The 26,121-nt window shown below is 72.8% G+C and carries 28 protein-coding genes; 16 read left to right on the top strand and 12 right to left on the bottom strand.

Annotated features, from left to right (window positions below; translation table 11 throughout):
• Positions 1-76 precede the first annotated feature (76 nt).
• The 4 genes from ACFRIC_RS17815 (at position 77) to ACFRIC_RS17800 (ending at position 2,816) form a co-directional block, all read left to right on the top strand.
• On the top strand, positions 77-823 hold the full coding sequence (locus ACFRIC_RS17815; protein ID WP_382786412.1) for a nuclear transport factor 2 family protein: 747 nt from the start codon (positions 77-79) through the stop codon (positions 821-823).
• Positions 820-1,161 carry a YciI family protein gene (locus tag ACFRIC_RS17810; protein ID WP_382786404.1) on the top strand — a complete coding sequence of 114 codons (342 nt, stop codon included), beginning with the start codon at positions 820-822 and terminating at the stop codon, positions 1,159-1,161. Before ACFRIC_RS17815 ends, ACFRIC_RS17810 begins: the two co-directional genes overlap by 4 nt.
• Positions 1,152-2,444: an RNA polymerase sigma factor gene (locus ACFRIC_RS17805; RefSeq protein ID WP_382787224.1), complete on the top strand. Its 1,293-nt coding sequence runs from the start codon at positions 1,152-1,154 to the stop codon at positions 2,442-2,444. Before ACFRIC_RS17810 ends, ACFRIC_RS17805 begins: the two co-directional genes overlap by 10 nt.
• A gap of 93 nt (positions 2,445-2,537) precedes the next feature.
• On the top strand, positions 2,538-2,816 hold the full coding sequence (locus ACFRIC_RS17800; RefSeq protein ID WP_382786401.1) for a hypothetical protein: 279 nt from the start codon (positions 2,538-2,540) through the stop codon (positions 2,814-2,816).
• On the opposite strand, the gene ACFRIC_RS17795 is transcribed toward ACFRIC_RS17800, so the two are convergent.
• Complete coding sequence (locus ACFRIC_RS17795; protein WP_382786398.1) at positions 2,799-4,418, bottom strand: alpha-amylase family glycosyl hydrolase; 1,620 nt, start codon at positions 4,416-4,418, stop codon at positions 2,799-2,801. The genes ACFRIC_RS17800 and ACFRIC_RS17795 overlap by 18 nt on opposite strands.
• A gap of 127 nt (positions 4,419-4,545) precedes the next feature.
• Here ACFRIC_RS17795 and ACFRIC_RS17790 point away from each other — a divergent pair, with 127 nt between their 5' ends.
• On the top strand, positions 4,546-5,328 hold the full coding sequence (locus tag ACFRIC_RS17790) for a class I SAM-dependent methyltransferase (protein WP_382786395.1): 783 nt from the start codon (positions 4,546-4,548) through the stop codon (positions 5,326-5,328).
• A 21-nt stretch (positions 5,329-5,349) separates the two neighbouring features.
• Here the strand turns inward: ACFRIC_RS17790 and ACFRIC_RS17785 are convergent, their stop codons facing one another.
• Positions 5,350-6,075 (bottom strand): GntR family transcriptional regulator, encoded by a 726-nt coding sequence (locus tag ACFRIC_RS17785; protein ID WP_382786392.1) that lies wholly within the window; start codon positions 6,073-6,075, stop codon positions 5,350-5,352.
• Between the two features lie 579 nt (positions 6,076-6,654).
• On the opposite strand from ACFRIC_RS17785, the gene ACFRIC_RS17780 reads away from it, so the two are divergent.
• Both ACFRIC_RS17780 and ACFRIC_RS17775 read left to right on the top strand, forming a co-directional pair.
• Entirely contained in the window at positions 6,655-7,563 is a 909-nt protein-coding gene (locus ACFRIC_RS17780) for an oxidoreductase (protein WP_382786390.1), read from the top strand.
• 198 nt (positions 7,564-7,761) lie between these two features.
• Positions 7,762-8,529: a hypothetical protein gene (locus ACFRIC_RS17775; RefSeq protein ID WP_382786387.1), complete on the top strand. Its 768-nt coding sequence runs from the start codon at positions 7,762-7,764 to the stop codon at positions 8,527-8,529.
• A 63-nt stretch (positions 8,530-8,592) separates the two neighbouring features.
• On the opposite strand, the gene ACFRIC_RS17770 is transcribed toward ACFRIC_RS17775, so the two are convergent.
• The 4 genes from ACFRIC_RS17770 to ACFRIC_RS17755 form a co-directional block, all read right to left on the bottom strand.
• The gene (locus tag ACFRIC_RS17770; protein WP_382786385.1) at positions 8,593-8,967 is read right to left on the bottom strand and encodes a beta/gamma crystallin domain-containing protein; all 375 of its coding nucleotides are present in this window, start codon (positions 8,965-8,967) and stop codon (positions 8,593-8,595) included.
• A 279-nt stretch (positions 8,968-9,246) separates the two neighbouring features.
• Positions 9,247-9,648 carry a nuclear transport factor 2 family protein gene (locus ACFRIC_RS17765; protein WP_382786382.1) on the bottom strand — a complete coding sequence of 134 codons (402 nt, stop codon included), beginning with the start codon at positions 9,646-9,648 and terminating at the stop codon, positions 9,247-9,249.
• An 8-nt stretch (positions 9,649-9,656) separates the two neighbouring features.
• Complete coding sequence (locus ACFRIC_RS17760) at positions 9,657-10,622, bottom strand: acetylxylan esterase (protein ID WP_382786379.1); 966 nt, start codon at positions 10,620-10,622, stop codon at positions 9,657-9,659.
• A 104-nt stretch (positions 10,623-10,726) separates the two neighbouring features.
• A complete protein-coding gene (locus ACFRIC_RS17755; RefSeq protein ID WP_382786377.1) occupies positions 10,727-11,311 on the bottom strand; it encodes a hypothetical protein in 585 nt (194 codons plus the stop codon).
• A gap of 389 nt (positions 11,312-11,700) precedes the next feature.
• Between ACFRIC_RS17755 and ACFRIC_RS17750 the strand changes: the two genes are divergently transcribed.
• Positions 11,701-12,615 carry a universal stress protein gene (locus ACFRIC_RS17750; protein ID WP_382786374.1) on the top strand — a complete coding sequence of 305 codons (915 nt, stop codon included), beginning with the start codon at positions 11,701-11,703 and terminating at the stop codon, positions 12,613-12,615.
• Positions 12,616-12,837: 222 nt separating this feature from the next.
• Here the strand turns inward: ACFRIC_RS17750 and ACFRIC_RS17745 are convergent, their stop codons facing one another.
• Positions 12,838-13,587, bottom strand: coding sequence for a ferredoxin reductase (locus ACFRIC_RS17745; protein WP_382787222.1), 750 nt, complete (start codon positions 13,585-13,587; stop codon positions 12,838-12,840).
• Positions 13,588-13,591: 4 nt separating this feature from the next.
• Positions 13,592-14,197, bottom strand: a complete 606-nt coding sequence (locus ACFRIC_RS17740; RefSeq protein ID WP_382786371.1) for a sulfite oxidase-like oxidoreductase — start codon at positions 14,195-14,197, stop codon at positions 13,592-13,594.
• A 346-nt stretch (positions 14,198-14,543) separates the two neighbouring features.
• Here ACFRIC_RS17740 and ACFRIC_RS17735 point away from each other — a divergent pair, with 346 nt between their 5' ends.
• Positions 14,544-15,314, top strand: a complete 771-nt coding sequence (locus ACFRIC_RS17735) for a GNAT family N-acetyltransferase (RefSeq protein ID WP_382786368.1) — start codon at positions 14,544-14,546, stop codon at positions 15,312-15,314.
• A 109-nt stretch (positions 15,315-15,423) separates the two neighbouring features.
• Here ACFRIC_RS17735 and ACFRIC_RS17730 read toward each other — a convergent pair whose 3' ends face one another.
• A complete protein-coding gene (locus tag ACFRIC_RS17730; RefSeq protein WP_382787220.1) occupies positions 15,424-15,822 on the bottom strand; it encodes a MarR family winged helix-turn-helix transcriptional regulator in 399 nt (132 codons plus the stop codon).
• 422 nt (positions 15,823-16,244) lie between these two features.
• Between ACFRIC_RS17730 and ACFRIC_RS17725 the strand changes: the two genes are divergently transcribed.
• From ACFRIC_RS17725 to ACFRIC_RS17705, 5 genes are all read left to right on the top strand, one after another.
• A complete protein-coding gene (locus ACFRIC_RS17725) occupies positions 16,245-17,039 on the top strand; it encodes a putative protein N(5)-glutamine methyltransferase (RefSeq protein WP_382786366.1) in 795 nt (264 codons plus the stop codon).
• A gap of 111 nt (positions 17,040-17,150) precedes the next feature.
• Positions 17,151-17,954 (top strand): alpha/beta fold hydrolase, encoded by an 804-nt coding sequence (locus tag ACFRIC_RS17720; protein WP_382786363.1) that lies wholly within the window; start codon positions 17,151-17,153, stop codon positions 17,952-17,954.
• Positions 17,955-18,241: 287 nt separating this feature from the next.
• A complete protein-coding gene (locus ACFRIC_RS17715; RefSeq protein WP_382786360.1) occupies positions 18,242-20,257 on the top strand; it encodes an FAD-dependent oxidoreductase in 2,016 nt (671 codons plus the stop codon).
• A gap of 95 nt (positions 20,258-20,352) precedes the next feature.
• Positions 20,353-20,802 (top strand): spore-associated protein, encoded by a 450-nt coding sequence (locus ACFRIC_RS17710; protein WP_382786357.1) that lies wholly within the window; start codon positions 20,353-20,355, stop codon positions 20,800-20,802.
• Positions 20,803-20,972: 170 nt separating this feature from the next.
• The gene (locus ACFRIC_RS17705; protein ID WP_382786354.1) at positions 20,973-21,527 is read left to right on the top strand and encodes a PadR family transcriptional regulator; all 555 of its coding nucleotides are present in this window, start codon (positions 20,973-20,975) and stop codon (positions 21,525-21,527) included.
• A gap of 87 nt (positions 21,528-21,614) precedes the next feature.
• Here ACFRIC_RS17705 and ACFRIC_RS17700 read toward each other — a convergent pair whose 3' ends face one another.
• Entirely contained in the window at positions 21,615-22,169 is a 555-nt protein-coding gene (locus ACFRIC_RS17700) for a hypothetical protein (protein ID WP_382786351.1), read from the bottom strand.
• A gap of 230 nt (positions 22,170-22,399) precedes the next feature.
• A complete protein-coding gene (locus ACFRIC_RS17695) occupies positions 22,400-23,383 on the bottom strand; it encodes a fibronectin type III domain-containing protein (protein WP_382786348.1) in 984 nt (327 codons plus the stop codon).
• A gap of 365 nt (positions 23,384-23,748) precedes the next feature.
• On the opposite strand from ACFRIC_RS17695, the gene ACFRIC_RS17690 reads away from it, so the two are divergent.
• A complete protein-coding gene (locus tag ACFRIC_RS17690) occupies positions 23,749-24,459 on the top strand; it encodes a glycoside hydrolase family 75 protein (RefSeq protein ID WP_382786346.1) in 711 nt (236 codons plus the stop codon).
• A gap of 14 nt (positions 24,460-24,473) precedes the next feature.
• On the opposite strand, the gene ACFRIC_RS17685 is transcribed toward ACFRIC_RS17690, so the two are convergent.
• Complete coding sequence (locus ACFRIC_RS17685; protein WP_382786343.1) at positions 24,474-25,238, bottom strand: SDR family NAD(P)-dependent oxidoreductase; 765 nt, start codon at positions 25,236-25,238, stop codon at positions 24,474-24,476.
• 195 nt (positions 25,239-25,433) lie between these two features.
• Here ACFRIC_RS17685 and ACFRIC_RS17680 point away from each other — a divergent pair, with 195 nt between their 5' ends.
• Positions 25,434-26,099, top strand: coding sequence for a TetR/AcrR family transcriptional regulator (locus tag ACFRIC_RS17680; RefSeq protein WP_382786340.1), 666 nt, complete (start codon positions 25,434-25,436; stop codon positions 26,097-26,099).
• The last annotated feature ends 22 nt before the right edge of the window (positions 26,100-26,121 follow it).

Here is a 26,121-nt window from a genome sequence, read left to right as displayed (position 1 = left end):
TTTCGCCGCCTGTCGATTCACCGGGGCGCCGTCCGTCGGTGGGGTGTAGGAAGCTCGATGAGTACCAGGAGGAACCATGAAGTACATGCTGCTGGTCTGTGGCGACGACACCGCCGACGCGTCCGGGATGGCGCCCGTCGAACCGTGGGTCGAGGAACTGGGCGCCGAGCGCGGCGTCCGGCTGCACGGCCACCGGCTCCGGCTGCCCGCCGACGCGGTCACCGTCCGGGTGCGCGACGGTGAAGTGCTCCGCACCGACGGGCCGTTCGCCGAGACGAAGGAGTACGTCGCCGGCTTCGACATCCTCGACTGCGCCACCATGGAGGAGGCGATCGAGGCCGCCGCGAAGCACCCGGTCGCCACCATCGGCGCCATGGAGATCCGCGCCTTCTGGGAGGACGAGGACGCCGAGGGCGAGATCCGCCGACTCGACGCCGAGCTCACCGAGGCCCTGCGCGAACGGGACCTCGACCGGGCCATGGTCTGCTACGCCCCCGACGTCGAGGTCTTCCACCCCGTGAGCGGCATGGAACAGAGCGGTGCCGACGCCCTGCGCAAGGCGCAGGAGGAGTGGTTCGCGGCCCTCGCGGGCCCCGCCGACCGCGAGGTGCTGGACTTCCGGGTCCGCATCGACGAGAGCGTCGCCTTCAGCCACGCCCTGGTGCGCCTGCGCGCCCCGCTCACCGACGGCACGACGCTGGACTCCACCACCCGCGTCACCACGGGCTACCGCGCGGCCGGCGACCGCTGGCGGATCGTGCACCAGCACATGTCGGTGCCGTCGGACGCAGGCAGCCCGCCGGCCGGGGAGACGCGGTCATGAAATACGCGCTGTTCATCTGCACTCCCGTCGACGGCGAGGAACTCGGCCCCGACGAGATGGCCGACGACCCCCGCTTCACCTCGTACCTCCAGGAGGTGCGCGAGCGCGGCGTCGTGACGGGCGGCGCCCGGCTCCGGCCGGCCGCCGACGCCACCACCGTCCGCGTCCAGGGCGACGAAGTCCTGCTCACCGACGGGCCGTTCGTCGAAGCCAAGGAGTACGTGGCGGGCATCGACATCATCGAGGTCGCCGACCTCGACGAGGCCATCGCGCTCGCGTCCCGGCATCCGGCGGCGCTGGGCGGCGGTTCCGTGGAGGTGCGGCCGCTCTGGGAGTGAACGACGGGGTCGAGGAGGCGGTCGCGGCCGCGTTCCGTGAGGAGTGGGGCCAGGTCGTCGCCACCCTGATCCGGATGACCGGCGACTGGGACCTCGCCGAGGAGTGCGCGCAGGACGCCTTCGCCCAGGCGCTCGACCGGTGGCGGCGCGACGGAGTGCCGCGCCGCCCCGGCGCCTGGCTGACCGCGACCGCGCGCAACCGCGCCCTGGACGTGCTGCGCCGCGAGGCGGTCGGAGCACGGAAGCTGCGGGAGGTGGCGGTGTCGGCACGCGACGAGGGACCGTACGACCCGTACGGTCCGTACAGCATGTACGGTCCGTACGGATCGGACCCCGACGAGGGGAGCGGAGTCCACGACGACCGGCTGCGGCTGGTCTTCACCTGCTGCCACCCGGCGCTGGCCATCGAGGCCCGGGTGGCCCTCACCCTGCGCACCCTGGCCGGGCTCACCACGCCCGAGATCGCCCGCGCCTTCCTCGTCCCCGAGGCGACGATGGCGCAGCGGCTGGTGCGCGCCAAGCGGAAGATCCGCAACGCCGGCATCCCCTACCGGGTGCCGCCCGCGCACCTCCTGCCCGAACGCACCACCGGTGTCCTCGGCGTGCTCTATCTGCTCTTCAACGAGGGGTACGCCGCCACGGCCGGCGCCGATCTGGTGCGCGCGAACCTCTCCGCGGAGGCGATCCGGCTGGCCCGCGTCCTGGCCCGCCTCATGCCCGACGAGCCCGAAGTGCTCGGACTGCTCGCGCTGTTGCTGCTCCACGACGCGCGCAGCGGCACCCGCGTCGACGCCTCGGGCGACCTCGTCACCCTGGAGGACCAGGACCGTACGGCCTGGGACACCGCCGAGGCGGACGAGGGCGCGGCGCTCCTGGAGACCGCGCTGCGCCGCGGACGCCCCGGCCCGTACCAGATCCAGGCCGCCATCGCCGCCTGCCACACCACCGCCGCCACGGCCGAGGAGACCGACTGGGCCGACATCGCCGGCCTCTACGGCGAGCTCCGGCGCTTCGTGCCCTCCGCCGTGGTCCGCCTCAACCGGGCGGTCGCGGTGGGCATGGCCGAAGGCCCCGACGCGGGCCTCGCCCTGGTCGCCGAACTGGAGGCGGAGGGCGAGCTGGACACGTACCACCTGCTGCCCGCCACCCGCGCGGACCTGCTGCGCCGCGCCGGGCGCACGACGGAGGCGGCCGAGGCGTACGACCGGGCCCTCGCGCTGGTGGAGAACGCGGCCGAGCGGAGATTTCTGGAGAAGCGGCTCGCGGAGTGTCGATCCGCGTAGGGGCCCTTCGTCGGTGGGGTGAAGGCGCCTCCCGGCCGTTGTCGGACCGGGGGCGGCGCCGCCGCTCTTCCGACGCCCAGGAGGTTCCATCCCATGACTGCCCAGGCAACCCCCACGACCCTGTCGGCCCGCGTATGCGCGGCGGGCGCCGCCGCAGCCTCGACGGTCCCCGCGCCCGCCCCTGGCCCCGCCGTCCGGGCGGCCGCACCGGTGGCGAGTTCCGTCCCGGTGCGGCGCGCCAGGAGAGCCCTCGGAGTGCTGCTCGCGCGCCGCGCGCGGCCGAAGCGGGCCGCCGTGTGGGAGGCCCCGGCCGCGGAAGGCGTCCCGAGCGCCCCGGACGTCTGGCTCGCCGGGCTACGGCTGGGCGGCTGACCCGGGCCGTGGCTCGGTGAGTTCGAAGACGCCGTAGCCGAATCCCCGGGCGTTCACCGTGCCGGTGCCGATCTCGATGCCGTCCGATTCCAGGGGGCGGACGCCGGAGGTCACCTCGACGGGACAACTCGCCTGCTCCCGGCGCGGGTTGACGACGACGAGATAGCGGCCGCCGCGCACGTACACGAACGGGTATCCGGCGTGCACCACCTCGACCGAGCCGGCCGGCCCCAGCTCCGGCGTGCCGGTGCGCAGCGCGACCAGACGGCGTACGAGCCGCAGGAGCGAGGTGTCGTCGGCTCGTTGGGCGGCGACCGTCGGGCGGTCCGGGGACGGATCGAGAGGGAGGTACAGCCGGTCGGAAGGGGCCGTGGAGAAACCGGCGTTGGGGCCCTCGTCCCACTGCATCGGCGTACGGGAACCCGCGCGGTTGTAGCGCGGTCCCAGCACGCTGCCCTCCTTGTCGGGCAGCCCCGGGACGTAACGCATGCCGATCTCGTCGCCGTAGTAGATCGCCGGAAGGGTCGGCCAGGTGAGCTGGAAGACGAACGCGACAGGAAGCTGACCGGCCGTGCGGGGGCCGCAGTTGAGACGGGAGAAGTCGTGGTTGGCGGTCGGCAGCGCGATGAAGCCGGCCTCGCCGACCGCGCCGGAGGCCTGCCGCCAGGCCTCCAGGAACGGGCCCGGTGAGCCGCGGCCCCCGGCGTCGAAGAAGCAGTCGAGCGGGTCCCAGGCCTCGTTGACCGTGCCCTCCCCGTTGCTCCACAGCGAGCGCAGGGCCAGCCCGTCGGTGGGGCCGCCGAACTGGAGGAAGAAGTCCGCGTGGAACCCGGCCGGGACGGACACCTCCGGTTCGCCCCATTCCGAGAGGAGCACGGCCTGCGGATGCGCGCCGTCCAGCCAGTGTCTCAACTCCGTCCAGATCGCGGCCGTCTCCCGCTTGTCCGGGTCGTCCTTGACGAGCGAGGCGGCCATGTCCACCCGGAAGCCGGCCAGGCCCAGGCCCAGCCAGTGGTCCATCACCGTGCGCAGCTCGGCCCGGTTGGCGCGGGGACCCGGTGCGTCGACCGGCAGGCGCCAGGGCTCGTCCGGACGGGCCCGTCCGTAACCGAAGTTGAGCGCGGGCTGGAACGCGAAGAAGTTCGGCAGATACGCCCCCGGACGGGTCCCCGGTGAGGGGACGAAGCCGTCCGGGGCCTGGCCCTCCGGCGCCCAGATGTAGCGGTCGTCGGCCGGATCGTCCATCGCGGCCCGGAACCAGGGGTGTCGGTCGGAGGTGTGACCGGCCACGAGGTCGAGGAGCACGCGGATGCCGCGACGGCCGGCCGCGTCGACGAGGCGGGCGAGGTCGTCGGAGGTTCCGTAGCGGGGTGCGACCCGCAGATAGTCGGCGACGTCGTACCCGGCGTCGCCGAACGGGGACACGAAACACGGGTTGAGCCATACGGTGTTGACGCCCAGCCACGCCAGGTGGTCGAGGCGTTCGGTGATGCCGGCGAAGTCGCCGATGCCGTCACCGTTCGAGTCGGCGAACGACTGCGGATAGATCTGATAGAAGACGGCGTCGGCCAGCCAGGCGGGGGCGGGGCGGAACGAGGTCATGCCCCGGACGATAGATCAGCGCACCGCGCGTCCGCTGCCCCACGGGCCGCCGTTCGGTCGCTGTCCGCCGCATGGCGCCGTCGGGATCTTCCGCCCTCCTGGCCGGACAGGTCCTAAGCTCGGCGAGATGTTCACCCCGCAAGGTCCCACCCTGCGCGAGCTGGCCGTGCAGGCCCTCTCGTCGATCGAACGCGGCTACGACCTGCTCGCGCCCAAGTTCGACCACACGCCGTTCCGGACGCCGGACACGATCCTCGAAGCCGTGGGGAGCGCCCTGGAGCCGATGGGGCCGTTCGACGCCGGACTCGACCTGTGCTGCGGCACCGGCGCGGGTATGGAGGTCCTGCGGGAGCTGTGCCGGGACAGCGTCACAGGGGTCGACATCAGCGCGGGCATGCTGACGGTCGGGCGCTCACGGCTCGCGGCCGTCGATGAGCGGTCTCCGCGGGGTGAGGGCCGGTCGCCGGCGGTCGCCTTCGTGCGGGCGGACGCCCGCGACCTCCCCTTCGGGTCCGTGTTCGACCTGGTCGTGAGCTTCGGCGCCTTCGGGCACTTTCTGCCGCGGGAGCTGCCCGGGCTGTTCTCCGGCGTCCACGCCGTCCTGCGTCCGGGCGGGCGCTTCGCCTTCCCGATCATGGCTCCGCCGGGCCCCGGCTCCCCCTGGTACTGGGCCCTGCTGGGCTTCGACACGGTGATGCGGGTGCGCAACGCCGTCCGGCGCCCGACCTTCGTCATGTACTACCGCACGTTCCGGCTCGGCGACGTCCAGCGGGAGCTGGCGCGGGCCGGATTCCGGACGGAACTCCACGCGCTGGACGAGTTCGGCCGCCGACGGGACGGAAGTCCACGGGCCCGCATGGTCGTGGCCACACGTGAGGACACCCCGGGAGCACCCGTCGGCGGCGCGTGACGCCGTTCCCCGCCTCCGGCGCTAGTCGGCCGCCGGCAGGGTGAACTCGTAGACCAGGGCGTCCTGTCGGGCGTCCACGGTCAGGTCGGTGATCTCCAGCGGACGGTCGTACTGGTCGTGCACCCGACGGGTGACCCGTACCGACTGCGGGAGTCTGGTGATCGCGTCCCGGTGGTGCAGGGTCAAGCCCGCCTTGCGCATCCAGTCGTAGGCGCGTGAGAGCTGCGCCGAGGCGTGGCCGTCCGCGCGGTCGCGGTAGCGGGCGAGCTCCTCCACCTCGGTCACGGCGATGGCGGAGAACGACGTCACGGCCGAGCGCAGCCCGCTTCCGTCGGTCGCGGCCGACTCGTAGCGATGGACCAACGTCGCCCGCCGCGGGGCGAGTCCGAGGGCCTTCGCGTGTTCCGGTGAGGGGGTCTCCCAGGTCACGGTGGTACGGCGGCACCCTTCGGGTTCGCCCGTGTGCGCGCCTACGGGGAAGTCGAGGGACGGGACGTGTTCGGCGGCGGTGCCGGACAGCGTCGCATGGCTGCCGCGTCGGTCGGTCGAGACCTGGCCGTCGCGCCGCAGCATGTGCAGCGCCTGCCGTACGGTCTCCCGGCTGACGCCGAAGCGGGTGGACAACTCGCGTTCCCCCGGCAGTCGTTCGCCGGGCGGAATGATCCCGTCGCGCAGCTCGCCGAGCAGTTGCGCGGCGATCCGCGCGTAGAGCGGTTCGTGGTCGGTCGGATGGGTGGTGCGGGCCATGACCGCGCCTCCTGGATGGTGACATGAAGTAGCCGTGTGAGCTCGGTGCGCCACCACATGTAGCATTGGTCTAAACCACTAGCAAAGAGCGTTCGGGGACTTCGGCCGAATTCCGCCCGCGCTTCCGGTGGCCCCGCGCCGCGCTCGCGGCGCGCCGCTCCCGGTGGCCTCGCGTGCGGACTTCCTTGATCCGGGGGCGATGCGCGGGCTCGGCGGACCGATCACGCACCTCGGCCGGCCCCTGTTTCCGGGGCCGCGAGATCGGGAGATCCGCCCACCCCGTCGTGTCCGAAAGTCCCTGGCCGGGCGCCGATCGAGGGCCCCGGACCGCGGGTTCGCGGGACCCCGGACCGAAGGTCACTCGGCCGGTCCAGCGGAAGGTCCCTCAGCCCGTCCGTCCGATGCTCCGTCTGCGGATTCAACGGCCGGGCAGGGAAGGTTCGTTCCCGATTCGAGTGTGACAATTCGCCTGGCCGGCAGCCCTGTCGGAGCACCCCGAGGCCGCCGCATACTCCTGGCTCCGGCCGGACGGAGACGCGACCGTCCACCCAGGCCGGGGACGAGAGGAGACGGTACGCAGTGAGCGCGGCGGACGCGGGGACTTGGAAACTGGGCGACCTGGAGGTCAACCGGATCGGCTACGGAGCGATGCGGCTGACCGGCAACGGCATGGCCGGGAACTCGGACGGCCCGCCGATCGACCGCGACCTCGCGGTCGGCCTGCTGCGCCGGGCGGTCGACCAGGGCGTCAACCACATCGACACGGCATCCTTCTACTTCTCCCCGCTGCGCTCGGCCAACGAGCTGATCAACCGCGCGCTGTCGTCCCGCCGGGACGACGTGGTCGTCGTCACCAAGGTCGGGCCGGGCCGTGAGCCGTCCGGCGCGTGGTACCCCATGGTCCGTCCCGACCGACTGCGCGGTCAGGTGGAGGAGAATCTGCGGCAGCTCGGCCGGGACCATCTCGACGTGGTGAACCTGCGCCGGAACGGCCGGGACATGCACTCCGTCGCCGAGCACTTCGGGGCGCTCGCCGAACTGCGCGAGGCGGGCCTGATCCGTCATCTGGGCCTGTCCAACGTGGGCCCCGAGCACGTCTCCGAGGCGCGGACCCTGGCCCCGGTCGTGTGCGTGCAGAACTCCTACGGACTCGACGCGCGCGGGGCCGACGAGAGCGGACTGGTGGATCTCTGCGGCGAGCTCGGCATCGCCTTCGTCCCGTTCTTCGCGGTCTCGGGGCTGCGCCGGGAGGCGGCCGCCGGGCAGGAGCGGGACGAGAGGGTCCGCGCGGTCGCCCGTGCCCACGGAGTGACGCCGGCGCAGGTGCGGCTCGCCTGGACCCTGCACCGGGGGCCGCATGTGCTGGCCATCCCGGGCACGGCCGACCCGGCCCACCTCGACGAGAACATCGCGGCCGGCGCCCTGCGGCTCGCCCCGGAGGAGCTGGAACTGCTCGATGCGCCGGCAGGTGGCGGGGCGTCGGCGTAGATAGGTGCCCCAACTACCGCGATGCAGGAGAGGCGTTGTCAGCGGCCGGCCGTAGGCTCCCCGCGTCGGGGTTCGGCGGATGGAGGCGACGTGAGTTTTGACCTTGCGGTGTGGTTCGAGTCCGGGCGCGTCTCGGTCGCCGACGCCACGCGCACGTACGAGCGGCTGTGCGACGGCGACCCGACCGGAGCCGGAGTCGTGGCGAACGAGGCCGTGGCCGCCTTCCACCGGGAACTGACCGACCGGTTCCCCGAGCTTTCGTCCACGGTGGACGACGACGCGCTGGCGGAGGCGTCACCCTGGGCAGCCGGCCTCGACGTCTCGGCCGCGCATGTGATCATGGCGATGTCCTGGAGCCGGGCCGACGGCACGGCGCCCGAGGTGGTGGACCTCGCCGGCCGGCACGGTCTGGTCTGCCTCGACCCGCAGGCCCAGGTGCTGCACCGTCCGCCCGCGCAGCGCGGGGCCGACGGGCTGAGCCTTCGGCCGTGCGTCGGGCTGACGGTCGAGGACGCGGACCCCGAGGTGATCGAGCGTGCCGTGCGCCGACTGTCCGCGGAGAACTGGTTCCTGATCCTGGAACGGCGGAGCGGCTACTTCCTGCAGGTCGGCCACGGTCCCAACGCGGGCCTGGCCACGGACGGCTTCGCCGTCGAACACCGGGAAGGCTCGATGGAACGCCACTACCGTTGCGTGCTGAGCGGGCGGGACGAGGTGGCCGCGCTCTTCGCCGACTACGCGGCGGGAGCGAACACACATGGAGCGTCGACGCGCAGTGGGCCGGCCTCTTCTGACACGACCGTTTTTGGTGGGGATCTCTCTTCTCCCGGCGTGCCCGTGATCATGCCCCTGGAACGTTATGGGAACAGGCCGATGCAGGCCGCGCGAAAATCGCGCGACCTGTATCGATATTCTGGAGTCGATTCGGTTGATCGCGATGCGGAATTCAATTCCGTGCGGGAATGAACGCGTACCCGGAGCGGGGCGCGCGTCGGTACGCGTGCTCCCGGGGAGTTTCCGGATTGTCCGCTAGAGGATTTCGATGTCCTTGACCAGCGGGGGACGACTCGGGAAAGTGATGTCGGTCCACCGGTTGATGCGCACCGAGTCGCCGTTCGCGTCGTAGTAGATGAGATCGTTGTTGCCCGTCGAAATGCGGTCCACCCACCATGAGCCGAAGCTGGTCCGGCCCTTGTTGGCGTAGCAGTCCACACTGGACCTCCCGTCCAGGTGCGACCAGATCTTCAGGTAGTCCGCCCCGCCACGGCACTCTATGTGGTCGATGGCGAATGCGTTGCCGGTGGGCATGGCCATCGTGACGGCCAGGGTGGCCGCCGCCGCCACGCCCACGGAACGGGCTACCCTCAGCGTCCTTGAAATCACGACTTCTCCTTCATTCAACATGCGAACAGGGTCACTCGGGCTTTCCCCACGAAGATCCTGCAGGGCGGCTGCATACGGCAAGGATCCATGACCCCCCGGACCGGAATGTGCCCCTGAATGTCTAGATCGGCACCACTTGGAGCGGGGTAGAAGCCCGGTTTCCGGCCGCCCGTAATGCCTTTTGGCCAGGGAGGAGAAAGGCGTCTCCGGTCGACGGGAATACGGATTGTCGGCGTCCCTGTTTCCGCCACCGCCGGAGGTGCTTCCCAGGCGAAGAGGCGTATCGGGTCCGCTCCGGTATTAGGTCGTCCGCCACGGAAGAGCGGGTACGGACCCTTGGACGGTGTGCCAGTAGTCCCGGGTCTCCACCGCGAGTCCCGTGGCGTCGAAGCGGACGAAGACACAGCCCGCGAGGGTGGTCGGACCGTCCTCCTCCCGTGCCAGGACGCGGAACTCCGCGACCGCGCGGCCGTCCTGGCCCACCAAGGAGTCGGAGAAGCGGACGTCGGCCGTGATCTCGGACGCGAAGGACCAGCGGAGATACGCGGCGAGCTCGTCCCGGCCTCGATGGGGCTCCCGGAACGGCATCGACCGGTGGACGCACGCCTCCGAGTAGAGCTCCAGGATCGCCTCGACGTCGTGGGCCGCCCAGGCCCGCTCCCATACCCGCACGAAGCGTCGTGCCGCCGTCGTCGTGTCCATCACGGGCCTCAGACGCGCGCGGGGAGCCAGCGCAACTGCGCGGCCTGCTGGTAGGGGCCGCCGCCCTCATGGTCGTTGAAGTCGTACACCTCGATCTCCTTGTCGTCGTTCGCCCAGGCGTTGAACGCCGCGAAGACCGTCGAAGGCGGGCAGGTCTGGTCCTCCAGGGCGGCCGAGAAGAGGGCGGGGGCCCGGCCGCGCGCCGCGAAGTGCACCCCGTCGAAGTAGGAGAGCGTGCGCCGCACCCGCTCCGTGCGGCCGCGGTGGGTCTTGAGGTAGTTGCCGATCTCCCGGTACGGGGCGCGGTCCGTGAGGACGGTGGCACGCGGGAAGTCGCACAGGAACGGCACGTCGGGGGCGATGGCCGCCAGGTCCGGCACGAGTCCGCCGACCGCGAGGGTGATGCCACCGCCCTGGCTCCCGCCGAGCGCCGCGACGCGCCCGGCGTCCACCAGCGGATGCGAGCGGGCCGCCTCCACCGCGCGCACCGCGTCCGTGAACAGCCGCCGGTAGTAGTAGGTCTCCGGGTCCTCGATGCCGCGTGTCATGAACCCCGGGAAGGCGGGCGCGCTGCCCACGGGGTCCGGGGTGTCGCCGCCGCCCCACCCGCTCGCCTGACCCCGGGTGTCCATCACGAAGTGCGCGAAGCCCGCCGACGCCCACAGCAGATGCGTGTGCGGGAGCCCGCGTCCGCCGCCGTACCCGATGAACTCGACGACCGTGGGGAGCGGGGAGTTCGCCCAGGCCGGCACGGTCAGCCAGCCCTTGATGGGATGCCCGCCGAACCCGGCGAACGTGACGTCGTGGACCGTGACGGTCTTCAGCGGGATCTCGACGGGTTCGAAGCGCGGGGCGAGATCGTGCTCGCGGGCTTCCTGGAGGGTCTTGGCCCAGAAGGCGTCGAAGTCCTCGGGCTCGGCGGACGCGCTGCGGTAGCCGCGGAGTTCGTCGAGCGGGAGGTCGAACAGGGCCATCGGGGACCACCTTTCGGCACACGGGCGCGGGTGATCACACCGTACGTCCACCCCCGGAGCCCCGCTACGGCCCTGCCGGGGCCGGGGAGACCCCGGGGTGTCCCTCACGCCGTGCGCCGGGTCCACTCCGGTTCCGTCCGGGCCCAGTCGTGCTCCCACTGGGCCAGCCGTCGGCGCCCCAGGGCCCGGCGTACGCAGAAATGCGTGAAGACGACGGCCGAGGCCGCGCCCGTCGTGGCGAACACGCCCGTGGCCAGAGCCTGTTGGAGGACCATCGAAGAACTCGGAGCCGGACGCACGATCCGTTCCCGCGCGTCGGTCCACACGTCGACGCGCGCGCCGCGCCGTAGACCCGCGGGCACGCCCACCCGCCCGGTCCGGGCCTTTCCGTCGGACCCGGTCCAGCGCACCAGCGCGGAGAGCGAGCGCCGTCCGCCGACCGGCCTCGACGACACCGTCGTCGGCGCGTCGTCCATCAGCACCGCCCGGACATGGTGCTGAACGGCCCGCCGCGCGGCCGCGTCCGCCTGCGTGCCGTCGTACGTCCACCACGCCGCCCCCGCTCCCAGGAGCGGCGCGCCGACGAACAGCAGAACACCCACGGCCAGCGCCCACCACGCCTCGACGACGTCGGAGCGGCGTCGCAGCGGATTCCGGCGCCAGCGCCAGCCGCGCACCCGGGTTCGCATGCCCCCTCCTCACTGCCCCGCGCCGAGCCGATGACAGGCGACCTGAGCCCACCGGCCTCGACGTCGAACAACCCGCCGTTCAGGGCCGGTTCACCGCACCCGGCCGCAGCTTCCCGATCGGCTCCACCGCCGTCGGCGATCCGACGCCCGGCCGCCCGGTCTTGTCCGGCGGACGACTGATCCCCGCACTCCGTGGAACCCGCGCAGCACCACGCCGACGAACAGGAGCCCCCGATGACAGGACACCGGCCGTCGCGGCCCGCGACACCCGGGCGCACACCCGACTTCCCCGCCCCCGCCCGGATACACCCGCCGGGCCGGATCCACGGTGACGCCGTGCGCCACCGGCGTTCCGCCACCATCCGCCCCCACCCCGAAAGGCATCGCCCATGAACACCGGCCCCGCCATCACCGCAGGAATCGACGGCTCCCGCGCCGGCCTGGACGCCGCCGACTGGGCGGCCCGCGAGGCCGAACGCCGCCGCCTTCCGCTGCGCCTCGTGCACGCGGGCACACCGCGGCCCGTCGCCGCGCGTGTTCCGGACGTCGACGTACCCGCCGGCTGCGCCCGGTCGGCGCTCGATCGGGCGGCGATCCAACTCTCGTACGCGCACCCGGCGTTGGAGATCATCGCGCGTCACACCGAGGCGCCCGCGGTGCCCGCGCTGCTCGCGGCGGCCGCCGAGTCGGAGACGCTGGTCGTCGGCTCCCGCGGTCACACCGGTGATCCCTCGCCGGCGGGATTCCTGGCCGGCTCCGTCGCCCTGGCCGTCGCGGGCGCCGCGGAGCGCCCGGTCGTTCTCGTCCGCGCGGGTGAACTCCCCGAGGACGAGCGGGCTTTCACCTCAGGGGACGCGCTTCCGGGCACCGTGCCCTACCGTCCCGTGGTCCTCGGCCTGGACCCGCGGCACGCCGCCGACCGACTGATCGGTCACGCCTTCGAGACAGCCGCCGTCCGCTCGGCACCGCTCGTGGTGGTGCACGCCTGGTCCTCGCCCCCGGACGACGACCGCGCCCCGGCCGAGGTATCTGCCACGGTGACGTCGATCGGCGACGCGCGCGGCCGGGAGGCCGGCCGACGACACGCCCTGAGCCACGCGCTCCGGCCCTGGCGCGACAGGTTCCCGGACACCCCGGTCTCGGAACGGGTCGTCCACGGTCTCCCCGAGGACCATCTGCTGAGGGCGTCGACCGGTTCAGGCCTGCTCATCATCGGCCGCCGGGCGGGCGAGCGCCTGGGCCGCGCGGCACGGACCGTCATCCGCCGGGTGACGTGCCCGATCGCCGTGGTCCCCCACGGCTGACCCCACGCCCGCCGACGCCGGACTCATCGGCCGACCGGCCTGCGCCGCACCCACCGGACACGGCCGACGCCGGACCCAGAGGCACCGGCCGACGCCGGACTCGGCGCCGACCGGCCTACGCGGCACTCATCGGACGGCGCCCGCTCCGCACCGGCCGGCATGCGACGACGCCGGGACCACCGGCACCCTTCGACGGCGAACCCACCGGCCGCCCCCGACGACTCAGCCGAACCGCTCGATCCGGATCCGGTCCACCGGCTGCCCCGCCTCCACCAGCAGGCGTGAGGCGTGCTCCGCGAATCCGTTGGAACCGCAGACGTAGGCCTCCCACCCACCGGGCGGCTGTTCGGCCAGGAGCGGCGCCACATGTGCGGCGGTCATACGTCCGACGGGCACACCGGCGGGGGCCGCGCGGGTGAACACGGCGGTGGTCTCGGCGCCGTACTCCCGGGCGTAGATGAGCTCCTCGGGACTGCGCGCCGACACCAGAAGGCGCAGCGGCATGCCGAGAGACCGCGCCCGGTGGTGCCGCAGCATCGACATCAGCGGTACGACGCCGGAACCCGCCCCGACGAGCAGCGCGGGCCGGTCCCCGGGCCAGGCGAAGAAGCCGCTGTTGGGACCGCGGACCTCGACGGAGTCGCCGGTCCTGGCCACGGTGTGGAACCAGCCGGAGACCTCGCCGCCGTCGACGTGGTCCAGGGTCAGCTCGATGTGCCCGGTGTCGTCGGGCGAGGAAGCGATGGAGTAGTGGCGCTGCGCCACATATCCGTCCCCGGCGGTGAGCCGCAGCATCAGATGCTGGCCCGGCAGATGTCCCGCCCACGCGGGAACGGCGAGCCGGAAGGTCGCCGCGTGCGGGGTCTCGCGCCGGATCTCCGTGAGCGTGGCGGTCTGCCAGGTGGTGGCCGTCCGCGTGTCCACCGCGATGCGTCCGGGCACGGCGAACCGCGTCGGCGGTACGAAGGTCATGGTCTCAGTCACCGGAGTAACGCTGCTCTTCCCAGGGGTTGCCGCGGGCGTGGTAGCCGTTCTGCTCCCAGAATCCCGGCTCGTCGTGGTCGAGGATCCGGATGCCCGCGATCCACTTGGCGCTCTTCCAGAAGTACAGATGGGGCACGATCAGCCGCGCCGGGCCGCCGTGCTCGGCCGGCAGCGGGCGTCCGTCGTACTCCCACACGATCCACGCGCGCCCGCCGGTGAGGTCGGCCAGCGGCAGGTTCGCGGTGTACCCGGTGTGCGCGTACGCGACCGCGTGAGTGGCGGCCGGGTCGGGTCGTACGGCCTCCAGGAACGTGTCCAGCGACACGCCTTTGAACCGCACCCCGAACTTCGACCAGCTCGTCACGCAGTGGATGTCGCCCTCGTACGAGGAGGCGGGCAGCGCGTGCGCCTGCTCCCAGTCCCAGGTCCGTGGTTCGGCCACCAGGCCGTCGATCCGCAGGGTCCAGTCGGCGGGCGCCAGGTCCGGGGTGACCTCGGCCGACAGGACGGGCCAGTCGTCGCCGGCGTCGTACTGGCCGGGCGGCAGTCCGGGGTTGTGGACGCGCGGGCGGCCGGTGAAGCCTCGCGTGACGTTCATACGGGTGGTGCCTCCAGGGCCACGGGTGACGGCGGCCCGCGGATCGAGCGGGGTCGCCGGGGACGGCGGCCCGCGGATCGGGGTGACGTGTGGTGCGGGCGCGGGCCGGTGTCCGGCACGCATCGCTGCTTGACCATTCAACGGTACGCGCACGGGGATCGTGCTCCGAGCCGGTACCGGCCGCCGGTCATTGCGTGCGTATGAACTCTCCCGCGGCCCGGGAATAGCCGCGCCCCGATCTTCCTTGCCCCAGAAGCGGACTCCGGTGGCCCGTACACGCACAGACGGTGAGCGGTGTCACGGCGACGGTGACCGGTGACCAACGCGAAGGAGAGTGAGGGAGCAGATGACCGAGGCGTACGTCTCCACACGGTTCGAGGGCCCGGAGACGCAGGGGAGCCCCTCCGGCCGTCACCCCCTCGACAACCCGGCGCTCGGCTCCCTGACCGGGCCCCACGCCCACTTCGCCGAACGGCGCGGACGCGTGCTGCGCTACCCCCTGGACGTGTCTCCGTGGCTGGCGCTGCCCGACGATCCCGGCGCTGCCGACTGGGCCGACCTCGCGGCCCTGGTCGGTCCCGGGGGCGCGGCTCCGCTGGCCGGTTTCGACGGGCGTACCCCGGACGGCTGGGAGGTGGTCTTCAGCCTCGACGGAGTGCAGCTCGTGGACGACGGGCTGGACGCGGCACCCGACGCCGAGGCCGTCCGGCTCGGCCCCGCCGACGTGCCGGAGATGCTGGACCTGGTGGAACGGACCCAGCCCGGCCCCTTCGAACAGCGCACGGTCGAGCTCGGCACGTATCTCGGCATCCGCCGGAACGGCGCCTTGGTCGCCATGGCCGGCGAGCGGCTCCACCCGCCGGGCTGGACCGAGATCAGCGCGGTGTGCACGGACCCCGGCCACCGCGGCGAGGGCCTGGCCACACGGCTGATCCTGGCCGTCGCGCACGGCATCCGGGAGCGCGGCGAGACCCCGTTCCTGCACACCGCCGCGAGCAACACCGGCGCCATCCGGCTCTACGAGTCGCTGGGATTCCGGCTGCGCCGCAACGTCCGCTTCATGGCCGCACGGGTGCCCGAGCACCTGGGCGACGACCGGACCGCAGGCGTGGGCTGACACCGGGCGTGGATGCCGGGTCGGTCCGGCGTCGGCAGGGTCCAGGGCCCGTCCGCGAGGTCGCGTCGTCCGCCCGGATGCCGGGCGGGCGGGACTTCGCGGACGCGCGCTAGGCGGTGTCGCGGCCGCCGGCGGTGGCGTTGTAGCGCAGCAGGTACGAGGCGAAGCGGGCGAGGTCCTCGTCGGGCCAGCCCGCCAGCCGCTCGCGGAACGCCGACCGGCGGCTGTGGGTCACCTGGGACAGGATCTCCGTGCCCGCCTCGGTCAGGTACAGCACCTGGACGCGGTGGTCCTCGGGATCCATGCGCCGCTCGACCAGCCCGGCCCGCTCCAGCGCCGCCACCTGGCGGCTGACCGTGGACTTGTCCAGCGCGTAGTGCGCGGCGAGGTCCGTGGCCCGGCAGCCGCCGACCTCCTCCAGATGGCCGAGCAGGGTGTACGAGACCAGCGACAGCTCGGGATGCATGCGCCCCGCCGAGGCACGGGCCCGCCGGGCGAAGACGGTCATCTCCCGCTGGATGATCTCCACGGCGGCGTCGCCCGGTACGTCGTTCGCCGGGACGCTGTCGGCCGGTGTCCCCGTGGTGGCGGCGCGCTCACCGGATCCTTCGGATGCCATGACGGGACCTCCCTGACCTGCCCTGGTTGCATAGTACAACTTGGGGCAGGAGGTGTGAGAGTCGCCCATGTCGACCCGGGTGGGTCGGGTGGCGAGCGGTCGGCGCGCGATGGCCGGATGCCCGCACCGGCCACTGATCGTTCCTGTAGGGTGGCCGTCCCGGCCGAGGACGACTCGGCCGTCGAACCGTCGAGGAGGTGAGACCCATTACCGCTGTGTCAGGTCGGGTGCTCTCCTCTCCAGGCAGTCCGGTCGCCGTCTGACGGTGGCCGTGGGAGCGCCCTTCGGTTCGTCGAAAGGCCCTCGGCTTCATGCCTCCTCTCGCTCCTGATTCCTCCGACGCGGCCGACCCCATGGTCGCCGCGCTCCGTTCCGCCGGCTGTGTCTTCGCCGAGGACGAGGCGGAACTGATCCGCTCCGCCGCCCGCACCCCGGACGAGGCCGCCGCGATGCTGGACCGGCGCGTCGCGGGACTGCCGCTCGAACACGTCCTCGGCTGGGCGGAGTTCCACGGCCTGCGCATCAGCCTCGACCCCGGCGTCTTCGTGCCCCGGCGCCGTACGGAGTTCCTCGTCGAGCAGGCCGTCGCGCTCGCGCGCGGCGCGTCCCTCGTGGTGGACCTGTGCTGCGGCTCGGGCGCGGTCGGCGCCGCGCTGGCCGCCTCCCTCGGCGGTCCCGAACTGCACGCCGCCGACATCGACCCGGCCGCGGTGCGCTGCGCCCGCCGCAATGTCGCGCCGTTCGCGGGCCGGGTCCACGAGGGCGACCTCTTCGCGGCGCTGCCCGCCACGCTGCGCGGCCGGGTCGACGTCCTGGCCGCCAACGTGCCGTACGTCCCGACCGACGAGGTCGGCCTGCTGCCGTCGGAGGCCCGCGACCACGAACCCCTGGTCGCTCTCGACGGCGGCGCGGACGGACTCGACCTGGCACGCCGGGTCGCCGACGAGGCGCCGCGCTGGCTGGCCCGCGGCGGCTGCGTCCTCGTCGAGACGAGCGAGCGGCAGGCGCCCACGGCCGTCGAGGCCTTCGCCCGCGCCGGACTGATCGCGCGACTGGCCGTCTCGGAGGAGCGGTACGCCAACGTGGTGATCGGCGTGAAGCCCTGACCCGGCGGGCCGGGCGCGGACGACATGCCGCGTTCGGCCCCTGATCGGCCGTTCTCCCCGTCCGGCGCGCCACACTCTGGCTGACCGCAGGTGCCAGAGGAAGGCCCGGACATGACCAGCACCCCCGAGAAGTTCGACGCGTGGGACATCAAGGAGTCGGGGCCCGCCGACGCGGAGACCCGGGTCCTGCTGCTGCCCGGGGGGATGTGCGGCACCGTGTTCTACGACGACCTGATGGCCGCGCCGTCGCTGGCCTCGGCGCCGGTGCGGCTGGTGGCCGCGACCCTTCCGGGCCACGCGGGCACCACGCCGCCGCGCGATCTCTCCATCGAGAACTACGCGGCGATGGCGGGTGCCCTGGCCGCGGAGCGGGGCTGTGGTGTGGTGGTCGGCCACAGCCTGGGCGCCAACATCGCCCTGGAGATGGCGGCCGGCGGGCACTTCGCCGGACCCGTCGTCCTGCTCTCCCCGTCGTTCTCGGCGTCCGACGAGGACAAGGCGCTCACGATCGCCAACAGCCTCGGGCGGGTGCCGGGCCTCGGGGCGCTGACCTGGTTCGGCCTGGTCAAGGCGACACCGCGGGTCGTGGGGCAGATGGTCCCGCCGGACCGCCGCGAGGCCCTCGGCGCCGACCTGGCCAAGAACGACCCGGCGTTCTGCCGGCCGATGATCCGCCGCTACTTCGACCACCTGGACCGCTACGGGAGCCTGGTCCCCCGGCTCCGTGACTCGGGTGTGCCCGCCTGGGTCGTGCGCGGCGACCGTGACGAGGTCGGCCTGAAGGACGAGGAGCGGGCCGGGCTGGAGGCCAGCCCGAACGTGACGATGGTCGAGGTCCCCGACGCGGGCCACGTGGTGATGGTCGACCAGCCCGAGGCGGTCGCCGCCCTCGTGGCCCGGGTGGCCCTCGGCTGATCCGCCAACCCACTCTGGTGGCCGGGTGCCGGCCTGAACAGCGAAGCCGCCCCCGGCTCGACCTCGGCCCCGGCTCCCTGTCCCGGCCCTGGCCTCGGCCCCGGCCTCGACCCATGTCCCGGCCCCGGCCCCGAGCCGAGTGTTCCACCGCCCAGGCCGGCGGGGCCCCGGCCCGTACAGCTCTCCGCCAGCGGCTGGACAAGTGATCCTCCTCATTGTGCAACTAGTTGCATAACGCGCGGCCCGTCGTCTACAACAGACGTACGACACCGCGCACGGAGGGCCCGATGAGCCGTTACCCGCATCTGCTGAACCCGCTCGACCTGGGCTTCACCACGCTGCCCAACCGCGTGCTCATGGGCTCCATGCACGTGGGCCTGGAGGAGGCCGAGCGCGGCTTCGAGCGCATGGCGGAGTTCTACGCCACCCGCGCGCGAGGCGGCGTGGGCCTGATCGTCACCGGCGGCATCGCGCCCAACGACGCGGGCCGGCCGTACGAGGGCGGCGCCAAGCTGACCACCGAGGCCGAGGCCGCGCAGCACGCCGAGATCACCGCCGCGGTGCACCGCGAGGGCGGGAAGATCGCGATGCAGATCCTGCACTTCGGCCGGTACGCCTACCACCAGGACCTGGTCGCCCCCAGCGCGCTGCAGGCCCCCATCAGCCCCTTCGTGCCGCACGAGCTCAGCGACGCCGAGATCGAGCAGACCATCGACGACTACGCCCGCGCCGCCCGGCTCGCCCGGCAGGCCGGCTACGACGGCGTCGAGATCATGGGCTCCGAGGGCTACCTCATCAACGAGTTCATCGCCCTCCAGGCCAACCGGCGCGAGGACCGCTGGGGCGGCTCGTACGAGAACCGGATGCGCTTCCCGGTCGAGATCGTCCGCCGCGTCCGCGAGGCCGTCGGCGACGACTTCATCATCATCTACCGTCTGTCGATGCTCGACCTGGTGCCCGGCGGCTCCTCGCTCGACGAGGTCGTCACGCTCGCGCGGGCCGTCGAGGCCGCCGGAGCGACGATCATCAACACCGGCATCGGCTGGCACGAGGCCCGTATCCCCACCATCGCGACCTCGGTGCCCCGTGGCGCGTACGCCTGGGTGACCAAGAAGGTCATGGGCTCCGTCTCGATCCCGCTGGTCACCACCAACCGCATCAACACCCCGGAGATCGCCGAGCAGTTGCTCGCCGACGGGCACGCCGACATGGTCTCCCTCGCCCGGCCGATGCTCGCCGACCCGGACTTCGTCGCCAAGGCCGAGGCCGGACGCCCGGAAGCCATCAACACCTGCATCGGGTGCAACCAGGCCTGCCTGGACCACACCTTCAGCGGCAAGATCACCTCCTGTCTGGTCAACCCGCGCGCCTGCCACGAGACGGAACTCGTCCTCGCGCCGACCCGGCTGCGCAAGACCGTCGCCGTCGTGGGCGCCGGGCCCGCCGGACTCGCCTGCGCCGTCAGCGCCGCCGAACGCGGCCACGACGTCACGCTGTTCGACGCCGCGGACGACATCGGCGGTCAACTGAACGTGGCGCGCCGGGTTCCCGGCAAGCAGGAGTTCGACGAGACGATCCGCTACTTCCGCACCCAGCTCGAACTCCACGGCGTGGACGTCCGGTTGAACACCCCGGCCACCGTGGAGAACCTGGAGACGTACGACGAGGTCGTCGTCGCCACGGGCGTCAGCCCGCGCACCCCGGACATCGAGGGCGTCGACCACCCGAGCGTCGTCGGCTACCTCGACGTCCTGCGCGACGGGGCCCCCGTCGGCGACCGTGTCGCCATCCTCGGCGCCGGCGGCATCGGCTTCGACGTCGCCGAGTTCCTCACCGACAGCGGCGACAAGGCGAGCGAGGACCCGGCGACGTACTTCCGGAGCTGGGGCGTCGACATGGACTACCGGACGCCCGGCGGTCTCGGCGCTCCCGAACGGCCCACCCCGCCGCGCACGGTGCACCTCCTGCAGCGCAAGACGTCCAAGGTCGGCGCCGGGCTCGGCAAGACCACCGGCTGGATCCACCGCACCGAGCTCAAGCACCGGGGCGTCACCATGGTCCCCGGCGTCCGGTACGACCGGATCGACGACGCCGGGCTGCACGTCACCGTCGACGGCCACAGCCAGGTCCTGGAGGTCGACACGATCGTGCTGTGCACCGGACAGGAGCCGCGCCGCGACCTGTACGAGGCGCTGCGCGCCACGGGCCGCGGAGTCCACCTCATCGGCGGCGCCGACGTGGCCGCCGAACTGGACGCCAAGCGCGCCATCAAGCAGGGCACGGAACTGGCGGCGGCGCTCTAGGAAACAAGTTCCGCGGCGAGGCACAACCGTTTCGGGGTGTCGTGGGTCACATCAGGCAGGAGCAAACGCCTCCAAAGATCCGCAAGGGGGAAATAATGGGATTCAACCGTTCCGCCCTGATGGCCGGCACCTTCGCCGCGGTGCTGGTGGGAGCCACCGCCGCGCTGGCGGCACCCGCCTCGGCGGCGGCCAACACCACGCCGCAGAAGGTCTGCGGCAGCGCCTACAAGACCGTGAACTCGGCGCCCATCGGCTCCCTGGGCACCGTCTACCTCACGTACAACTCCTCCAACGGCAAGAACTGCGTCACGACCATCCGCAACAGCCCGGGCACCGCCGTGGAGATGTCCGCGTGGGTCTACGTCTCCGACACCGGCCTCGGCGACGACGACTACGGCCAGTACACGTCGTACGCGGGACCGACGTACGTGTACGGCAAGGGCCACTGCGTGGACTGGGGCGGCCAGATCAAGAACGTGTACACCCAGGTGTCCGGCTCCAACTGCGGCGCCTTCAAGGAGCAGCGGGTGACCTTCACCCGCTGACCCGCCACCGCGGACGCCCGCCGCGTACCACCCGGCGGGCGCCCGGGGACGCGTGACCCGGCTCGCCCCGGCGGACTCACCGAGTCCGCCGGGGCGAGTGCCGTTCACGGGGACCGGGGGAGCGCGGCCGGTCACCGATCGGCGCCCGCGCGGCTCCCTAGGATGACCTCATGTCACTCCCGCACGCGATCCTCACCGCCCTGCTCGAGAAGCCCTCGTCCGGCCTCGAACTGACCCGGCGGTTCGACAAGTCGATCGGCTACTTCTGGTCGGCGACGCACCAGCAGATCTATCGCGAGCTGGGAAAACTGGAGGCCGAGGGATACATCAAGGCCCTGCCTCCCGAGCAGCACAGCCGGGGCCAGAAGAAGAGCTACGAGGTCCTGCCCGCCGGACGCGCCGAACTCGCCCGCTGGACCGCCGCCTCGCAGGACCCGAAGCCGCTGCGCGACACGATGCTCCTGCGCCTGCGCGCCGCGGCCGTCGCCGGCACCGAGGGCGTCGAAGGCGTGGAGGCCGATCTGCGCCGTCATCTCGCCCTGCACCGGAGCCAGTTGGCCGAGTACGAGGAGATCCAGGACCGGGACTTCCCGCCCGGGCGGAGCACGCCCGAGGACCGGCTGCGCCACCTCGTCCTGCGCGCCGGCATCGACCTGGAGACCTTCTGGACCCAGTGGCTGACCCACGCCCTGGCCGAGTTCGAGAGCATGCGCACGGGCGACTGAGCACCGCCCGACGGGCCGGACCCGGCACGGGGCGGCCGTCCCCGACCGGAGTCGGCGGAACGGCCGCCCGTCGCGACGGAGCCCGGATCAGAGCCGGTGCGGCTTGGAACGGCGGCGCAGGAACCAGCCCGCCGCCACGGTGCCGGCCACGACCAGCGCCCCGCCGCCGACGACCGTGGCCGTGCCGTAGTCCTTCACGGCTCCGCCCAGCCCGCCCATGACGCCACGCGACGGCGACGGGGAGACCGTCGTCGAGATCGTGGGGGTCGCGGGTGCCGCGCTGGCCGCGACGACGATCGCCTGGGTACCCGCCGTCGTACCGTCCTGGCAGACGACGATGACCGTGAACGTCCCGGGGCTCACGCCCGTCCAGGCCGCCGATTGATTGCCGCTCGTCCCGGTGAGCGGCATCTGGCGGCCCTGGGCGAAGTTCGTCTGCCCGCTGGAGAGCAGCGAGGCGTTGCCGAAGCTGCTCCCGTTGCTCGGGCAGGCGCTGGTGGTGACCGAGACCGAGGTGCCACTGGTGCTCACGGAGATCCCGGAACCCCATGCGACGGCCGCCGGCGCGGCCAGGGTGAGCGGAAGCGCAGCGGTGGCGGCCACGGTCAGGCCGGAGCGGAGAAGTCTCTGAGTGGTACGCATAGGAACTGCCCTCCAGCGGCACGGTTGGCGGTACATCCCATGCGCCGCCGAGGATTGGAAAGGCCCGTGCTGCCTCAGTGCGAGCCAATGCGCCCCGGCCGGAGCCCGCATGCGGACGGGGACCGGGCAGGTGACGGATTCCATCGTCCGGCGCACCGGGCGGCGCGGACGACCGCCCGATCGCGCGGAGGGCGTGGACCGTGGAGACACCCCGGAGCCGGGGGTGGTGGTCAGCGGCCCGTCGTCACGGAGCGCTCCGGGGACAGCGCGCCCCAGGTGCCGTCGGGCAGCTTCGCCCGGAGCCGCACCCGGTGGGTCACGTCCGCCTCCCTGCCGACGTAGAAGCTGTGGGTGCAGGTGCCGCTGGGCGGGCTGCCACCCCAGACGAGCGAGGTCACGGCCCGGCCGTCGAGCCGGATCTCGTACTCCGTGATCACCCCGTCGACCTCGGGCGCGGTCCACGCCAGGTCGAGGTAGTACGCCCCGTCGCGCCGGTGGCTCGTCGCCCGGAAGCCGGCCGGTGCCGTGCTGCGGTCGTCGGCGGCCCCCGGCGCGGTGGTGATCCTGACGGAGCCGCTCGGCGACGAGACGTTGTCCGCGGCGTCACGGGCGCGGACGGTGAACGCGTAGGCCGTGCCCGGCCGCAGCCCGGTGACGACGGCGGCCGTCTGCGCGCCTCCGACACTGTGGATCTTCGACGTGCCCTGGTAGATGTCGTACGAGGCCACGCCCCGCGCGTCGGACGACGCCGACCAGGAGAGCTGGACCGCCCGGCCGCCGACGGCCTTCCCCTTCGGGCTGCCGGGGCGGGTCGGCGCGGTCCGGTCGGCCGCGGTCGCCGCAGGGGTGGTGGCCCGCACCGGCCGGCTGAGCGGTCCCGGCACCCCGTCCGCGTTCCGGGCCCGGACCCTGAAGACGTACGACGTGGACGGTTCGAGCCGCGTGATGTCCACCATGTGCTCCGAACCCGGCACGTCCTTGACCTTGGTGGTGCCCCGATACACCTCGTACCGGGTGATCCTCGGGTCCTCGGTCGCCAGGTTCCACATGACGTGGACGCTGGTCGAGCTGCCCGCGGCGGCGGTCACGCCCGTCGCCGCGGCGGGCCCGCGTTCGCCCTGGCCGGGCGCCGGGGCGCCCCAGCCGCAGGAGGTGAGCGCGAGCAGCGCGCCGCACACCAGGGCGCGCGGGACGGTGGGGGGAACGCGTCGCACGGGTCTGCCCTCCCTCGACGGGATTGGTCTGTACCTATAAGACACGGGTGACGCGACCACATCAAGAGGGCGGACGCCGTTGACCGGACCGTCGCGGTCGTACGTATGCTGATCCTCGACGCGGTGTGAACTCGCCCCACTGTCAGGGGAGTTCCTGCCCACGGCGCGGAACGCTGTCGTCGCTGATCCCGCGCCGACGCGTGCGGCCGAGCGGCCGGAGCCGGGTTCGGCTCGGGCCCTCGGCCGTGCGGCGCCCGCGGGCGCGGCCGTGCACCGTCCGGCCCCCTCCCGGTGGACGCGCTGTCAAAGGCCCACCAGATTTGGGCAAATGAGCGTCCATGTCCCCCAGGAGAGGGTCTCCCATCGTGCGTGTCCAGTCGCTGACGCTGGCCGCGGCCGCCGCAGCCGCCCTGCTCGCCACGGCCCCGGTGGTGCTGTCCACGACCTCCACCAAGGGCCGCCCCGGAAGCCCCGCCGTACCCGCGCGGGAGGGTTCCGTCGAGGCGGCCGACCTGCTGGCGAAACTCGGCGGCTGCGCCCCCGTCTCGCAGGGGCGATACCGCAGCGACGACGGCACCCGTGCCGACGTCCCGGTCTGCGGCATCCCGGGCGCGGTCTTCTGGACGGCCGACATGGACATCGACTGCGACGGCAGGGCGGGCCCCCGGTGCAACAGCCGCACCGACCCGCTCTTCTCCGAGTCCACGGCCTTCACGCAGTCCGACGGCCGATACCTGAGCGCGGAGACCCTGCCCTACATCGTCGTACCGGCGCCGAGCGACATCTGGAACTTCCGGGACCACGGCATCGGGCCCGGCTCGGTCGCGGCCGTCCTCTACCGGGACCGCGTCCAGTACGCCGTCGTCGGTGACACCGGCCCCCAGGACATCATCGGCGAGGCCTCGTACGCCACCGCCGCGGGGCTCGGGATCCGCCCCGATCCCCGCGGCGGCGGCACGCCCTCCGGGGTCACCTACCTCGTGTTCAAGAACGCCCGGGTCTCACCCATCGAGGACCACGCGGCGGCGGTGGCCACGGGGGAGAGGCTGGCCCGGGCGCTCCTCGGCGAGGGCTGAGAGCCGCTTCGCGCTCAGACGGCCGCCCAGCCGTTGTCGACGGGCAGGATCACGCCGTTGATGTTGCTCGCCGCGTCCGAGGCGAGGAACACGATCGCCGCGGCCTGCTCCTCGGCCTCGGCGAGCCGGCCGACGTTGCCCATGTAGGCGCCGAGGGCGGCCGGGCCGTGCGCGCCCGGCTCGACGTCCACGGTGATGGCCGTGCTGGTGCCGCCCGGGGCGATGGCGTTCGCGCGGATGCCCTTGTCCCGGTACATCACGGCGAGGGACTTCGTGAGCCCCACGACGCCGTGCTTCGAGGCGGTGTACGCGGCTCCGGCGGCACTGCCGCGCAGGCCCGCCTCCGAGGCGGTGTTCACCACGACCCCCTTGCCGGCGGCGAGCATGTGCGGCAGCACGGCCCGGGTGAGCAGGAACGGGGCCGTGAGGTTGACCCGGATGACCCGCTCCCACTCCGCGTCGCTCACCTCCGCCACCGCCGACATGCGGTCCATGATCCCGGCGCTGTTCACCAGCACGTCCACCCCGCCGAACCGCTCCACCGCGGTCGCGGTCACCCGGTCCACGACCGCCTGCTCGCTGAGGTCGCCCGTCACCGCCACGGCGCTCCCGCCCGCCGCCTCTATCTCCGCGACGACCGCCGCGGCGCCCTCGGCGTTGAGATCGGCCACGACCACCCGCGCGCCCCCGGCCGCGAAGGCGAGGGCGGTGGCACGGCCGATGCCCGAGCCGGCGCCGGTGACGACGACGCTGCGGCCGTCCGGTCCAGTGGTGCTCATGACGTTCTCCCAGAGGTTGCTCATCAGTGCGGGTGACGCCCCGCGCCGCCACAGTACGACTTATTGTCGCTGAATGACAGAAAGTCGCGCCGGGGATCGTCCTGGGACGGGATCGGAGATCGCTAGACTCGCCGCAACCGCGGTCCCGGGCGGCGACGGCATCCGCGGACGGAACCGAGAACCGAGGAGTCACCAGTGCCGGACGGCGCGATCGGCGAACACCCGGGCCGAGGCCCCGGCCGTACCGGGCGGCCGCCGCTCACCGACGAACGCAAGGCCGAGATCCGGCTGGAGATCGCCCGCGCGGCGGTGGAACTGTTCGTGGACCAGGGCGTCGCCGCCACGACCGGCGACCAGATCGCCCAGGCCGTCGGCCTGTCCACGCGGACCCTGTGGCGCTACTTCCCCGGCAAGGAAAGCTGCGTGAGCCCGCTGTTCGCGGCCGGGATCGACGCCATCGCCGCGGCGCTGCGGGCCTGGCCCCCGGGCGCTCCCCTGGAGGACGCCCTGGAGCAGGCGTCGACGAGCGGCGAGGACTCGATGCTCCGACCCGAACCGCCCAGGGTCCGTACGCTGCTGCGGCTCACCCGGACCGAACCGGGACTGCGTGCCGTCTGGCTCCAGGCCCATGACGAGGCCGAGCCCGTGTTCGCCCGCGCGCTCGCCGACCGTGCCGGCCTCGACGCCGTCGACCTGCGCTCGCAGATCCAGGCCGCCATGCTCAACGCGGCGCTGCGCGCGGCCGTCGAACACTACGCGTGGCGCACCGACGACCCCGAGCCCGACCCGGCGAAGGCCCACTCCGAACTGGCGGCGACCATCCGCTCGGCCCTGATCTTCGCGGCGAACGGAATCACCTGATACGGGCAGTCACGCCGCGCGA

This window comes from Streptomyces sp. NPDC056738, assembly GCF_042790435.1.
Taxonomy (GTDB): domain Bacteria; phylum Actinomycetota; class Actinomycetes; order Streptomycetales; family Streptomycetaceae; genus Streptomyces.
Note: the sequence above shows the minus strand (reverse complement) of the source record. Positions and strands in the feature narration are given on the sequence as shown.